12 protein-coding genes are annotated in these 14,522 nt (G+C 29.9%); 1 reads left to right on the forward strand and 11 read right to left on the reverse strand.

What is annotated here, in order from left to right; translation table 11 throughout:
• Window positions 1-46: 46 nt before the first annotated feature.
• The 10 genes from KGF50_RS08205 to KGF50_RS08250 form a co-directional block, all read right to left on the reverse strand.
• Window positions 47-520 carry a hypothetical protein gene (locus KGF50_RS08205; protein ID WP_227847614.1) on the reverse strand — a complete coding sequence of 158 codons (474 nt, stop codon included), beginning with the start codon at window positions 518-520 and terminating at the stop codon, window positions 47-49.
• 29 nt (window positions 521-549) lie between these two features.
• Window positions 550-1,905 carry a PTS transporter subunit IIC gene (locus KGF50_RS08210; RefSeq protein WP_227847615.1) on the reverse strand — a complete coding sequence of 452 codons (1,356 nt, stop codon included), beginning with the start codon at window positions 1,903-1,905 and terminating at the stop codon, window positions 550-552.
• Between the two features lie 77 nt (window positions 1,906-1,982).
• Window positions 1,983-2,285, reverse strand: coding sequence for a PTS sugar transporter subunit IIB (locus KGF50_RS08215; RefSeq protein WP_255654814.1), 303 nt, complete (start codon window positions 2,283-2,285; stop codon window positions 1,983-1,985).
• 81 nt (window positions 2,286-2,366) lie between these two features.
• Window positions 2,367-2,831: a PTS sugar transporter subunit IIA gene (locus tag KGF50_RS08220; protein WP_227847617.1), complete on the reverse strand. Its 465-nt coding sequence runs from the start codon at window positions 2,829-2,831 to the stop codon at window positions 2,367-2,369.
• Window positions 2,806-5,757 carry a sigma 54-interacting transcriptional regulator gene (locus tag KGF50_RS08225; RefSeq protein WP_227847618.1) on the reverse strand — a complete coding sequence of 984 codons (2,952 nt, stop codon included), beginning with the start codon at window positions 5,755-5,757 and terminating at the stop codon, window positions 2,806-2,808. The genes KGF50_RS08220 and KGF50_RS08225 overlap by 26 nt, the downstream gene beginning before the upstream one ends.
• A 391-nt stretch (window positions 5,758-6,148) precedes the next feature.
• Window positions 6,149-7,888, reverse strand: a complete 1,740-nt coding sequence (gene lpdA / locus KGF50_RS08230; RefSeq protein WP_227847619.1) for a dihydrolipoyl dehydrogenase — start codon at window positions 7,886-7,888, stop codon at window positions 6,149-6,151.
• Between the two features lie 160 nt (window positions 7,889-8,048).
• Complete coding sequence (locus KGF50_RS08235) at window positions 8,049-9,095, reverse strand: 2-oxo acid dehydrogenase subunit E2 (RefSeq protein WP_227847620.1); 1,047 nt, start codon at window positions 9,093-9,095, stop codon at window positions 8,049-8,051.
• A gap of 12 nt (window positions 9,096-9,107) precedes the next feature.
• Window positions 9,108-10,094: an alpha-ketoacid dehydrogenase subunit beta gene (locus KGF50_RS08240; RefSeq protein WP_227847621.1), complete on the reverse strand. Its 987-nt coding sequence runs from the start codon at window positions 10,092-10,094 to the stop codon at window positions 9,108-9,110.
• A 24-nt stretch (window positions 10,095-10,118) separates the two neighbouring features.
• Window positions 10,119-11,081 (reverse strand): thiamine pyrophosphate-dependent dehydrogenase E1 component subunit alpha, encoded by a 963-nt coding sequence (locus KGF50_RS08245; RefSeq protein WP_227847622.1) that lies wholly within the window; start codon window positions 11,079-11,081, stop codon window positions 10,119-10,121.
• Window positions 11,082-11,118: 37 nt separating this feature from the next.
• Window positions 11,119-12,072 (reverse strand): sugar-binding transcriptional regulator, encoded by a 954-nt coding sequence (locus KGF50_RS08250; RefSeq protein ID WP_227847623.1) that lies wholly within the window; start codon window positions 12,070-12,072, stop codon window positions 11,119-11,121.
• 415 nt (window positions 12,073-12,487) lie between these two features.
• Here KGF50_RS08250 and KGF50_RS08255 point away from each other — a divergent pair, with 415 nt between their 5' ends.
• A complete protein-coding gene (locus KGF50_RS08255; RefSeq protein ID WP_227847624.1) occupies window positions 12,488-13,318 on the forward strand; it encodes a MerR family transcriptional regulator in 831 nt (276 codons plus the stop codon).
• Here the strand turns inward: KGF50_RS08255 and KGF50_RS08260 are convergent.
• The gene (locus KGF50_RS08260; protein ID WP_227847625.1) at window positions 13,301-14,512 is read right to left on the reverse strand and encodes an MFS transporter; all 1,212 of its coding nucleotides are present in this window, start codon (window positions 14,510-14,512) and stop codon (window positions 13,301-13,303) included. The two genes, KGF50_RS08255 and KGF50_RS08260, sit on opposite strands and share 18 nt — an antisense overlap.
• Window positions 14,513-14,522: the final 10 nt, after the last annotated feature.

Raw genomic sequence — 14,522 nt, forward strand, 5'->3', positions numbered from 1 at the left:
TCTTTATACTGAACACAAGCTTATTTTGATTTGAAATTTTCTTTTTTTATAGTTCATTGCTTTTTAATCTTTTATTTCTAAATTTTAATGATTCTGGGTACAAACATTCTTCTAATTCAATAAAATAATTGTATAATTCTATGCTGTCATTAAACATATTTGTTTTTATCCAATATCTACCCTTAAGAAAACTGCCCTCATTAATTTTTAGATACATTTTTTTGTCATGAAATTCTCTTATTCTTATTTTTTTTATCTCTTTAATTTCATACTTATGTGTAGTATTAAATGAACTAAAACATACATATTTATTGTCTATAGTAATTATCTTAGGATTACTTGAAGATACAAAAGTATTAAATACTCCATAAGTACAAATAACTATCATCAAACTATATATATTTATACTAAGATTCATGTAATTGTTAAATAGTGCATAAATCAATATTAAAATCATAAAAATCCCTGGTATTGTTACACTAACTATATATCTTCTAAAATCATATATATATTTCTTCATAATTTATACACTCTTTAATAAAACTACATTTAAGCTTCATCTTGTATAGATAGTGCTTTATTTTCCTTTATTATTCTTTTTCTATTATAGATGGCCATTCCTAAAGCTATAACTCCAAAAATTATTCCTCCAATTACTTTGTAATTCATAATTTTTACAAATACCCAACTTAATGGATTTGCACCATCACAAATACTTGAAATCATAGTTGCTCCTTCAGGCATTTTAAAACTTGCATTTAAAGCCATTTGAGTAAATAGAGGTGCTAAATCAGTTGCAATTAATAATCCAGAAGTAATAATAACTATCCCTATTATTAGAGTTCTAAATACATTTCCTTTTGTAATTGGAACAATTAAAACAAGTGCAAATGGTATTACAGCTAAATCTGCAAATGGTAAAACTTTATTACCTGGTAAGATAGCTGCTATAACTATAGTTAGAGGCACTAGCACTAATGCAACTGACAGTGTAACAGGATGTCCTATTCCTACTGCTGAATCTAAACCTATGTATATCTTACCTCTATTTTTAAATCTCTTTTCAATAAATTCTTGTGCTGCCTCTGAAACTGGCAACAAACCTTCCATTAATAAAGCTGCCATCTTTGGAATCAGTATTAAAACAGCTCCCATAGTTATCCCTAACTGCAATATACCTTTTATGTCATACTTCGCTGCAATACCAATTATTATCCCTATTAAAGACCCCATTATTAAAGGTTCTCCAAATAGACCAAATTTTTTCTGTAATGTGTCAGCATTTATTTCAATTTTATTTATCCCTGGAATCAAATCTAGTACTTTATTTACAACTATAGCAATTGGAACAAATGCTTGTGTAAATCCATGAGGAAGAGATATACCTGGCATTCCTAAGTATTCTTCTATACCTGGAGCTGTTAAATCTGCCATTACTAAAACAATTACCATATTTGCTACTGCTGCAAATATTCCCCACATAACACTTTGTGTAGCTCCTGCCACTAAAGCTCCTGTAAATGCAAAATGCCAGTAATCCCATATATCTACATCGACAGTTTGAGTTGTATTAGTAATTAACATAACTATATTTACTACAAGTCCTATTGGAATAATTAAAGCACCCACTGTTGATGCAAAAGCTATAGCTGATGCTGCTGGCCACCCAACATCTATTATTGATAAGCTTAATCCTAAATTTTTGACCATTTGTTGTGTAGCTGGACCTAAGTTATCTGTTAACAAAGCTATAATAGTATTAAGACCTATAAATCCAACCCCTACTGTTAAACCAGCTCTTAAAGATTTTCCAAGCTTTATACCTAATATCAAACCAAAAATACATATTATTATTGGCATCATTACTTGTGCACCCAAACCAACAATGAAATTTAATATCGCCATCTAAATTTCCTCCTTTATTTAATTTTCAGTCTCTAAAACCGCAAAATTTTAGAGACTATTTCATTTAAAAGTTCAAATTATAACTCTAATTTTTCAAGCACTTCTTTGATTAATTTATCCATTCCTACTCCAGTTAAAAAAGGCAACCCATTTATTACAGGTGTTTTTATACTACTAGATATCTGTGTAGTACAGATTATTAAATCATAATCTGGTGCTTTTGAAGCAACTTCTACTACTTTACATTGAGTAATACTAACCATATCTAATTTCTTAGCTTCTTCTAATGCCTTCTTTAATTTGTTTATAGCAATTGTTGAAGTACATACTCCTGTTCCACATGCAACTAATATTTTTTTAGCCACATTATTCACCCCCATTAAAATTATTTTATTTTTAAAGATATCTGTAATTAGAAATCTTTGATAACTTTTTATATTTTTAATACCATTTGTGTATATTTAATTATTCAGTTTAGAATTTAATAAATCACTTACACTTTCTTCACTTAAATCAATAATATTATTTAACATATTTTCATCTTGGAATATGGTCATAAGTCTTTCTAATAGTTGTAATTGCTCTTGTGGTTCTTTAACTGCCAGCATAAATATAACCTTTACATCAATTTCAGTATCATCTGTACCCATCATTATGAATTTTACAGGTTCATTTAATATACCAATAGCTATCCCTGGTTCATTTACATGGACTATATCTGTATGTGGTATTGCTACTCCATAGACTCCTGTTGGCAGTCCTGTAGCATATTTTTTCTCTCTTGCTATGACTGCTTCTGTATAACCTTCCTTTACATATTGCTCGTTAAATAAACGTTGTCCCAAAAACTTCAAAGCATCTTCATTACTTGATACTTCAATATCTTTAAAAATTAAATTGCTACTGATTATTTGCATTGACTCCATCTAATATCATCTCCCTAATAAAATCTCTATCTTTAATGTTTTTAATTTTTTTAAATTCATCTGTTTCTATAAATGTAAGTAGAGTATTCAATGGATTAAAACATTTCTGGTCTACAGCTAGTAGAAGTATTATTTTTACTTTGTTTTTACTCCATACAATAGGATTTTTTAAGATAGCTATGCTTATTGCTGGTCTGATTACATCAATTCCATCTGTATGAGGTATTGCTATTCCGTCTGACAACTCAGTTGGAAATAAGTTATCTCTTTCCACTACTTTTTTATAGAAATTTTTTGTTACATAGCCTTTTTCTTTAAGTTTTTTGCTCATATATTTAAGAACTTCTTCTTTTGATTTAATTTCTAAATCCACAAATATGTCTTCTTTTTGGATTAAATCAGATAATTCATATTTTTTATTTGTTTTGGTGATTTGATTTGTATCAATTAAATTATTTATTTGATTTAATTTTGTTTTATCATTAATGTCTACTAGGCTAAAAAATGGGATGTTTGGTATCTGAGGGTCAATTGTTCCAACTATTGCGATTACATTTTTTTCATTACTTATTTGTTTTATCTCTAAATCAAGACTTGGATATTCAATCATACCAATAGTCTCTATATCAACCTTTTCATTTATCCCTTTAATACCTTCCTCTAAACTTTGCTTTATCTTACAAGCTCCTCCTAATCCAGTAATACATAGTGTTACAATTATAGGCTTTCTATTGTCTACTTTTGAATTGTTCTCTTTACTAACTTTATCTTTTACTAATGGTTCTATATTTTTAACTTCATCAACTATCTCATCTATTGTTAAATCTGGTAGAACTGCTCTTCGTATTACTTCTATACAGAGTAATGTGTCAAATCTAGATATTGTTCTTATATCAATCCCTGTTTTTCCAGAGATAATATCTCCAAAGTATGAAAGTGAGCCCATATCAACTAATATAATTACTCCTCTTCCTTCATCAATATCTTTTATTACAGTAGTAGCTTCTTCAATCATTTCTTCTGGCTTTTTCTCAAATGGCATATCCAAGTACCTTGCGTGATTAATGCCTAATAACTTATTGGTAACCTCACACACAGATGATGCAACTCTTCCATGAGCCATTAGAAGTACACCTATCTTTTTTTGTTCAGAAATTTCTCTTCTACTACTCATTTTAAAATATATTGCTATTATACCTATTTCTTCTTTTGGCAAACTTATATTATATCTTTCCTTTAGATGTTGTGCTACCTTTTCTGCTACAGAATACTCTAATGGATAATTTCCTATTATCTCTTTCAAATGAGCATTTGATATTACTTTTCCTTCTTTCAATCTTTCAAAAGCTGCTTTTAAATGAACTGCTAGACATAAGTGTAGATTTGGTTCTAATGAATTAAGATACTGTGATGCTATTTTGATTACTTCACAAGTTAACTCTACAATGTATTTTCCAACAATCGGACTTATATCAGGTAAATTCTCAGTAATAGAAACTTTTTTAACTTGTTTTATATACTTCTGAATACAGCTTTCTAATTCTCCTCCAACAATCCTGTTGATAACATCAAAGTCTAAACCTTGTTCTAATAAATCAATGTGTCTTCTTTCAGTAAGTTTGTATATTTCATCTGGGAAAGTATATATATCTTCATTTTTCTTTTCTATCTCAACTTGAAGGTCTGAATCTATAATTAAATCTCCATCTACATAGTTTTCTATCTTTCCTCTACAATTTCTTATCCTTATTAGACCTTGTTTCACATACCCAGGTACATCTGATATATTTATAGTTACTTCTTTTTGTTTATTTGTAAGTTGATTTAATAGTCCTCTAGCACAAGCTACTTGAATATCACTTCTAAGCTGACCTACATTTCCTATACAGTCGTAAAGCATAAGGGCTTTTAATACATCTGATTTTATGTGTATGTTTGACCCCATTCTTTGAGCTTCTATCAAGAAAAAATTGTTTATAATGTCAAACCTTTCATTTAATGGCCTTGCAACTAATTCTGGTATTTCAATTGTCACAGGTATACGTCTTTTAAAAGTATTAAGTAAATGAGAATCTATTGGCTCAGAAGTTGCAGAAATAAGCATTACATTAATTTTATTTGTAAGTTTTGTTTCTCCTAATTTTCTAACCATTCCCTTATCAATCAATTGAAATAGTATTTCTTGACCTTCATAAGGCAATCTATGTATTTCATCTATAAACAATATACCACCATCTGCTTTTGATACTAACCCTTCTTTAGTCTCATCAGCTCCTGTAAAAGCACCCTTAACATGACCAAATAATTGAGATAACAAAAGTTGTGGATTTTCTGAGTAGTCTGCTGCATTGAAGACTACAAATGGTGCATTTTTAGGAAATCTAGATGATTCTACTGCAAAGTTATACATGCACTCTGCTAACTCACTTTTTCCAACACCAGTTGGCCCCATAATAATAGTATGCAATCCATGAGGAGGATAAAGTATAGCAGCCTTAGCTAATTTGATGATTGTACTTAAACTTCCAGTACTTCCTATTAATTTATCAAAGGCCACATCTATTTTTTCTTCTTTAGTATTTAGTTCCTCTTTTTTATCATCATTTTCTTTATCATGTTTTAAATCACCAGAACCTTGAATTTCTTTTAAATACTGTATAACTGTAAATCTTGATACAGTAAATCCAATACTATTTAATCTTCTTGTTATATCATTTTTATTTATATTTTTTTCTTCTTTTACAATATCTTTTATAGCTTTAATCAAAACAACCTTTCTTCTTTGTCTAGAATCTTCTATTTTTAATTCATTTCTTAAAAAGGTAACATCTTCTCTTCGAATATTTAACATACTTGAAATTGCTTCATCTGTTAAAGGATTTTTCTTATCTTCATTTTCAATTAAGTTTTTTATTCTTTGCCTCATTTGTAATTGTCCCTCCTTACTATTTATATAAGCAACTTACATGCCACATAGTGTTTTTTTTGTGCCAATTTTTACTTCATAAACTTATAACGTTTAAATCAAGCTATTCTTTTATTTAAATATTAAGAAAATTTTTTTTATTTTTTACAAATAATACTCTCTTAAAAAACAAAAAAATCTTTTCTCTTAAATCTTTATGTAATAAATCTAAAGTGACACCATTATTCTATATTACTATCTTTCTTGTACAACAAAAACTACAAATAATATTATGTTATATTTTTCCAAAAAAATACCCCTTTTTGTATAAATACATACATTTATACAAAAAGGGGTATGGCTAATTGAGTGTTTCAAGATTTTACATACTATATAAACTTAGGTTAATAGCTTATTTTTTTGGTAAATGTAAGCATTCACCATTTACATCTGCTAAAGCTTCCATCAGAGCTTCTGAAGTACATGGATGGCCAAAAATCAAATCACTAGCTTCATCAGCAGGTATTTCTAATGCCTTAAATGATGCTGCATGATTTATAAGTTCTGCTACACCACATCCAAACATATGTACACCTAAAATTTCTCCATATTTAGCATCTGATATTACTTTTACATATCCTTGCTCTTGCCCAGAAGCTAAAGCTCTTCCATTTCCAGCAAAATTAAATTTGCCGATTTTTATATTATTTTTTTGTTTAGCATCTTCCTCTGTAAGTCCAACTGATGCAACCTCTGGAACTGTATAGACACAACTAGGCAATGCACTTAAATCTACTTCTTCATCCATACCTAAAGCATTTGAAGCTGCTACCTCTCCCATTTTAAAAGCTGCATGGGCTAGCATTATACCTCCAGTAACATCACCTACTGCATATATACTTGGTATACTTGTTTCCATTTTACTATTTACAACTATTGAACCTTTATCTACTTTAACATCTAAGTCTTCTATACCAGATAGATTAGCTTGTCTTCCTATAGCATATAGACCTAAATCTGCCTTTATTGGCTCTTCTCCTTCAATACATACTATTATTTTATTTCCTTCTTCTTTAAATTCAGAAACTTTCTTTTCAGTTAATATATTTATTCCCTTTTTCTTAAGTGAATCTCTTAAAGACTGACCCAATTCTTTGTCCATTCTTGGAATTATTCTATCTTCCATTTCTATTATAGTTACTTTAGAACCTCTTGAGTTGAATATCTCTGCAAATTCACAACCTATTACTCCACCACCAATTATTACTAGCTCTTCTGGTACTATGTCTAAATCTAAAGCTTCTGTACTAGTTATTATTAATTTTGATTCTATTCCTTTTATTGGTAAGATTCTCACCTTAGAACCAGTGGCAATTATTGTATTTTCTGTATCTAAGACTTTTCCATCTGATAATATTACTTTATGCGCTTCTTTAACAGTAGCTTTAAGATTAAAGACATCTACTCCTCTGCTTTTTAACAATCCACCAACACCAGCTGTAAGTTTTTTAACTACTCTATTTTTATACTTTATAGCCTTTTTTATATCTTGTTCCTTATCAACAGATACTTTTACACCTCTCTTTGATAATTGTTCAATTTCTTCTAATATTTCTACTGTTTTCACATAAGTTTTTGTAGGAATGCAACCTCTATTTAGGCAAGTTCCTCCTAATGTATCCTCTTCTACTAATGCAACTTTTCCACCTAACATAGATGCTTTTAGTGCTGATAAATATCCTCCAGGTCCTCCACCTATTACTACCACATCGTAATCATGATTACTCTCTTTTTTGATTATTTTTTCTTCTTTTATTTCTATTTTTTCTGTTTTTTCTGTTTCAACAGTTAAATCCTCTTTTGATACGTTTCCAGATAAGTATTTTGCCTTTACTTCTTCTTGCTTTTCTCCCTTTTCTGCAATTACACCTATTACTGTAAATACTGGTAATACTTCACCTTCTTCTTTATGTATAATTGCAGCAAGTATACCTTCTCCTTCTGATTCTATTTCCATGTTAACTTTATCTGTTGTTATCTCTAATATAGGTTCTCCAATTTTTACTTCTTCGCCTTCTTGTTTTAGCCAAGATACTATAGTACCTTCTTCCATAGCTACTCCAGCTTTTGGCATTATGACTTCTACTGACATAGGCTATCCTCCTATTTATTTTTTATATATTTTAGTTAACCATCTTATACTCATACATATATTTTTTACAAATAACATTACACATAATAATTTTAAATCTATTAAAATTACATACTTACAGTCTATTCTATCTATTACATAAAGAATAAAATATCAAAACCTATACGAGCATTGATAATGGATTTTCTAATAATTCCTTTAAATCCTTTAAGAATTTCGCCGCTACTGTACCATCTATTATTCTGTGGTCTGATGTTAATGATAAATTCATTATAGGTTTTATTTTAGCCTCTCCATTTACTGGAACAAACTTATCTTGAGTTGCTCCCACACCAAGTATCGCACTTGAAGGCATATTTATTATAGGCGTAAATGTTGTTATACCATACATTCCAACATTGCTTATAGTAAATGTATTTCCTTCTTGGTCTGCTGGTAAAAGCTTTCCTGTTTTTACTTTTTCAGCAAGTTCTTTGCTTTCTTTGGCTATTTCTTTTAACGATTTTTTATTTACATTTTTTACTACTGGGACATATAAACCTTCATCTAGTCCAACAGCAATAGCTATATTTATATCTTTATATCTAAATATTCCACTATCCGTCCATGCTGAATTTAATGCTTGATGTTTTGGAAGTACTCTAGATACAGCCATTACTATTAAATCTGTCATTGTTAATTTTACTCCAGTTGATTCTTTTACTGTATCTATTAATTTTGCTCTAAGTGCTTTAAGCTCTGTAGCATCTACTTCTATATTGAATGTAAATACAGGAGCGCTGAAGTAGCTTTCTGACATTCGTTTTGCTACAGTTGCTCTCATTGAATTTGGCTTTTCAAACTCTCCTTCTACAGTATTAAATGTACTTAAATTTTCATATTTTGATTTTGTTTCTTTTGTATCATTATGTTTAGATACATCACTTGATACAACATTCTCTTGGGTATTTATCTTTTCTATATCTGATTTTTTTATTTTTCTATTGTATCCAGTACCTACAACATTTTCTAAATCTATATTTAAATCCTCTGCTATTCTTTTTGCTAAAGGAGTTGCTTTTACTTTATTATTTTTTAGATAATTTAACACATCTACTAGATGTATTCTTCCATTTTCTCCACTTCCAATCAGCCTATCTAACTCTATGTTGTCTTTTCTTGCTTGATTTCTGGCTGCTGGTGTGGCTTTTACTTTATTTGCCACCATTTCTATCCCTCCTTATCTAACAATTAAAGATTTTATTGCATCTTCTATTTCATCAATTCTTGGGACTACTGCTTTTTCTAGCTCTGGATTATATGGTATTGGAACATCTTTTCCACATATTCTTTTTACTGGTGCATCTAAATAATCAAATGATTCACTTTCTGTTATTAATGCTGATATTTCTCCACCTAGACCACCAGTCTTAGCTGCTTCATGGCAAATTAAAACTCTACCAGTTTTACATACGCTCTTTACGATGGTCTCTTTATCTAATGGATATAAGGTTCTTAAATCTATAATTTCTACATCTATATTTTCTTTTGATAAGTTTTCTACAGCTTCTTCAACACTTTGTAACATCCTTCCATAAGTGATTACTGTAACATCAGAACCTTCTTTTTTAATATCTGCCTTTCCAATATCAATTACATAATCTCCCTCTGGGACAATTCCTTTTTTTCTATATAACAATTTGTTTTCAACAAATATTACTGGATTATTGTCTCTTATAGCTGCTTTTAATAATCCCTTAGCATCTGCTGGTGTTGAAGGTGCAACCACTTTTACTCCTGGTACATGACAAAACCATGCTTCTAAACTTTGTGAATGTTGTTCTGCTGAACCAGTTCCAGAACCTCCAGGACATCTAACAACCATTGGAACTTGAGCTTTGCCCCCAAACATATATCTCATTTTTGCTGCTTGATTTACAATTGCATCCATAGATATTGTAACAAAATCCATAAACATTACTTCCATAATAGGTCTTAACCCAGTTGCAGCTGCACCTGCTGCTGCACCTGCTATAGCTGCTTCTGATATAGGTGTGTCTCTTACTCTTTCTGGGCCAAATTCATCTATCATTCCCACTGATACACCAAATGCGCCTCCATATATTCCTATATCTTCTCCCATAAATACTACATTTTCATCTCTTCTCATTTCTTCTGACATTGCTTCTTTTATTGCTTGTGCATATGTTAATTCTCTTGTACTCATTTTTATTTTCCTCCTTTACTATTTTTAGTCTGCATATACATCTTCTAATAAAGATTCTATTTTTGGATTTGGGCTATTTTGAGCAAATTCTACTGCGTCTTCTATTGATTGTTTCGCAAAATCGTCAATTGTATCTAATTCATTTTCATTTGCCATATTATTTTCTATAAGATAATTTCTTAAAAATTTTATAGGGTCTTTTGCCTTCCACGATTCTATCTCTTCTTTCGTTCTATATACATTTGCATCTGATTTTGAATGACCTAACCATCTATAAGTCCTACTTTCAATTAATACAGGCCCTTCTCCTCTTCTACATTTTTCAGCAGCTTTTTGTACTGTTTCATATACTTCTATTGGATTATATCCATCTATTGATATTCCTTCTATGCCATAAGATGCTGCTCTTGTAGCAACACTATCTATATTCATATGACGTTTTATACTTGTTGACATACCATATAGGTTGTTTTCACAATAAAATATTATTGGTAATTTCCATATTGATGACAAGTTTATTCCTTCATGAAATGTACCTTCATTTGATGCACCATCACCAAAACTGCATAAAACTATTTTTCCTGTCTTTTTATATTGTTGTGTAAGTGCAGCTCCAGGAGCTATAGTAAGACCCCCACCTACAACCCCATTTGCCCCTAAGTTACCTGACTCAATATCTGCTATATGCATTGAGCCTCCTTTTCCTTTGCAAAATCCAGTCTCTTTTCCCATAAGTTCAGCCATCATTTTATTTAAATCTATTCCCATTCCTATAAATTGGCTATGTCCTCTATGAGTTAATGAAACCAAATCGCCTTTTTCTAATGCCATTACCGCGGCTACACTTGAAGCTTCTTGACCTACTGATAAATGAGTTGTTCCATGTACCATACCTCTTGCAAAAAACCAACTAACTTTCTCTTCAAACTTTCTAGCTTGATTCATTCTCTTATACATTTCAAGCAATGTTTCTTTTGATACTGTCATATAAATTCCCTCCTATTAATTTTTATCTATCTTTTTATTAGTCACAATCTTCCAATAATTTAAGTGCTAAACTGTGATTAATTGCTAAACTATTTATAAATTTGGCTTTTAATGATGCTTTTATCGCTTCTATTTTTTCATCTCCTGAAGCAACGCCTATTGTTCTTTTTACCTTTTTCAAATCATTTAGTTTTACCCCTAATACTCTTTGATTAAATTCAAGTATTGAAGTTTTTCCTTCCTTATCAAAAGCTTGCAAACAAATTGCGCCTATTGAGTTATACTTTTTTAAATCGTCTATATCTTCTTCATGCATATATCCTGAAGCCATTATTGTTGAGTTTAAACTCATGGGATTTCCTATACCTACAATTGCAATAGTCGTTTTATCTATTAAATCTAGTACTTCTTTAATTTTTTCATCTTTACAAAGTTTTTCTTTTGTAGATAAATCAGACATCACAGCAGGAGCATGTAATAACTTAAAATCTCCTCCAAAAGCTCTTGCTAAACTTACAGCTATTTGATTTGCATGTATATCTATTTCATTATCTCCAATCCCACCTAATAAAGGTATAAATGTAACATTTTTACAGTTATTTTTTTCTACATATCTAGGAATTTCTTTTAGAGTTGTTCCTATGGAAACCCCAATTATATCATTTTCTTTTACTACTCTAGTAAGATATTCAGACACAGCTCTTGCCAGTTCTTGTTTTTGTGTTAATGAATCTTGTTTATCATCTACTACTATGACTTCTTTTAATTTATATTTTCTTTCTAAACTTCTTTCTATTTTTTGATAGTCATTTTTTAAAACATCGACTATTTGTATTTTTACTATTCCTTGCTCAAAAGCTTCTTTTAATATTCTTGATATTGTTGGTCTTGATATTCCCAATTGATTTGCTATTTCTTGTTGATTCAAATTATCTTCGTAATAAAGTGAACAGCATTTCATCATTAACCTTAAGTCTCCAATTTTTTTCATTTCCCTTCCTCCAAAATCAAGATTTTTTAATTATTTTTACATTTGTTCAATGTTTTTACTTAATTTCAATAACATTATAAAAGTGGTATCTATAAAATGTCAACTGTTTTTTTTGTATAACAAAAAATATACTGTTTTACAATAAAATATAGATTCTCCTATATAAAAAGGTGAATCCTGATATACAAGATTCACCTTTTTATAAGAATATTTTATTAGTAGTAAGAATGTACATGAATATACCATATTTTATAAGTCATATTGACTTTATTTGAAAAATTAGTTTTTAATATAAATCTATATCATAACTCATAATTTTATAAACATTAATAAAATTATTTTTTATTTCTTGTTTATATTAAATATTGAAGTATCAAAATTAATCTTATATACTAAATTTATGGAGGTGAAACAAATGAAAATAGGTGATTTTTCAAAATTAACAAAAGTCTCAGTACGAATGTTGAGATATTATGATAAGAAAGGAATTTTAAAACCTGAATACATTGACTCCTATACAGGTCACCGATTGTATTCAACTAATCAAGTCCCTTTGCTTCAAAAAATTATAATGTTAAGAGACTTAAATTTTAGTATCGTAGAAATAAAAGATATAGTTGACCATTGGAATCAGCAGTATCTTTTAGATAAAATGTCAAAAAAATTAAATGCAACCTATGAATACATAGAAGAAGAAAAACTTCGTGCCAACAAACTAAAAGAGGCAATTGAGCATATTCAAAAAAATGAAATTGAAAAACATTACAATATATCTTTAAAAAAAGTAGAAGAAATTCCTATCATTTCATTGAGAAGAAAGATGAACAGCCCTTTTGAGGAAGAACTCCTTTGGAAAGAGCTAACTGATTTTGTCATACAGAATAATATTACTATTGACCAGACTAGATACAATAATATAGCTATTTATCATGATACTGAACATGCAGATGATAGAGTTGACATTGAAGTTACTTTCATTGTAAAAAAACTTGGAACTTCTTCTGGTAATATTTGTTTTAGAATGTTGGAATCTGTTGAGGTCATGGCTTCAATGATGGTTTATGGCCCTTACTCTAATCTTGAGGTTGCTTATTCCTCCTTTGTGCAATGGCTAATTGAACACAATGAATATTCAATTGGTGATTATTCACGCCAAATTACCATTGTTGATTATAGACATACAGATAACCCACAAGAATACTTAACTGAAATTCAAATTCCTCTAGTTTTAATCGATTCTATCTGATTTATTGGATAGAATTGTTTTCTTTTGTATTAGTATGCTTCCACCTAAAAATGCCAGAAATAATCCAGGTATGATAAAAGCACTGCTCAAATTTATAGAACTTAATGGACCAAATATAAGCATACCACATGGTGTAGCCAAAGTTCCCAATAAGTCTACATAGGAGAAAATACGTCCCATATATTCTAATTGTGTTTCTTTCTGGATAATTGTAATGAGTGGCGTATAATAGAGAGGGCTTCCTATACCCATAACAAGCATACTCGCCATAAACAGATGAACTTGTTTACTAATTACTACTAAAATCATCATCAAGCCAAATAAAAGAGCAGAACAACCAATTAGCTTAAAATGGGAAATTTGAATCTTTTTATAACCCATTACTAGACTTGATACCAGTGCTCCTACTGAAAAAGCAATTTCGATTCCACTTAATATCCACACTTTTTCTCCCAAATTATTCGAAGCTAGAAGAGGAGTTAGTTGAGAAGCAGGAACAACTAGAAATTGAAAAACTGTATATAGTATTAATATACTTTTCAATGTTCTTGAGCGAGACAGATATTGAAATCCTTTTTTCATTTCTCTTATACTATTTTCTGCTATATTTTTATCTGTTTCTTGTATTGAAATGGTTGACAATAAACCAACACCAATAAGTGCAGTCACAACATCAATAAGAAAAACTTCTCCTAATGGTAACATAGTTAATGCCAATCCTCCTAAACCAGGAGAGATAAGTTGTATTATACTCCAAATAGTTGTTGAATAGCTATTTGCTCGCAATAATTCCTCTTCTGGAATAAATAATGGAAGGATACTTTTTGAAGCAGGTAATTGAATTCCAGTCCCCAAAGACCTTAAAGTATTAAAAATGTAAATCCATAAAATAGACTGATAACCTAAAAAGTATAAAATTGCTAAACAGAGTGTAGCTACTGCAATAAAAATATCAGACAAAATAATAATCTTTTTCATGGAGAAACGGTCTGCAATTATGCCTCCTGCTAGCATAACGAGTGCTTGCGGGAGAAATGTAGTTATTGTGATTCCCGCAATACTAATTCCTGAGTTTGTTTGAAGAGTGACATGCCATATCATTGCCAAAGATACAATAGAGGAGCCTAGCATGGAGATTGTTTGACTAAGCATGTAAGCAGTCAATTTCATTTGCCAACTTTTTTCTTTTCTCATATATTTCTCC

The organism is Clostridioides sp. ZZV15-6598 (assembly GCF_020657705.1).
In the GTDB taxonomy this organism is placed as follows: domain Bacteria; phylum Bacillota; class Clostridia; order Peptostreptococcales; family Peptostreptococcaceae; genus Clostridioides; species Clostridioides difficile_F.

Coding starts and splice junctions, on each gene's coding strand:
- KGF50_RS08205 (WP_227847614.1), bottom strand. CDS start 520: ATGAAGAAATATATATATGATTTTAGAAGATATATAGTTAGTGTAACA.
- KGF50_RS08210 (WP_227847615.1), bottom strand. CDS start 1,905: ATGGCGATATTAAATTTCATTGTTGGTTTGGGTGCACAAGTAATGATG.
- KGF50_RS08215 (WP_255654814.1), bottom strand. CDS start 2,285: ATGGGGGTGAATAATGTGGCTAAAAAAATATTAGTTGCATGTGGAACA.
- KGF50_RS08220 (WP_227847617.1), bottom strand. CDS start 2,831: ATGGAGTCAATGCAAATAATCAGTAGCAATTTAATTTTTAAAGATATT.
- KGF50_RS08225 (WP_227847618.1), bottom strand. CDS start 5,757: ATGAGGCAAAGAATAAAAAACTTAATTGAAAATGAAGATAAGAAAAAT.
- lpdA (WP_227847619.1), bottom strand. CDS start 7,888: ATGTCAGTAGAAGTCATAATGCCAAAAGCTGGAGTAGCTATGGAAGAA.
- KGF50_RS08235 (WP_227847620.1), bottom strand. CDS start 9,095: ATGGTGGCAAATAAAGTAAAAGCCACACCAGCAGCCAGAAATCAAGCA.
- KGF50_RS08240 (WP_227847621.1), bottom strand. CDS start 10,094: ATGAGTACAAGAGAATTAACATATGCACAAGCAATAAAAGAAGCAATG.
- KGF50_RS08245 (WP_227847622.1), bottom strand. CDS start 11,081: ATGACAGTATCAAAAGAAACATTGCTTGAAATGTATAAGAGAATGAAT.
- KGF50_RS08250 (WP_227847623.1), bottom strand. CDS start 12,072: ATGAAAAAAATTGGAGACTTAAGGTTAATGATGAAATGCTGTTCACTT.
- KGF50_RS08255 (WP_227847624.1), top strand. CDS start 12,488: ATGAAAATAGGTGATTTTTCAAAATTAACAAAAGTCTCAGTACGAATG.
- KGF50_RS08260 (WP_227847625.1), bottom strand. CDS start 14,512: ATGAGAAAAGAAAAAAGTTGGCAAATGAAATTGACTGCTTACATGCTT.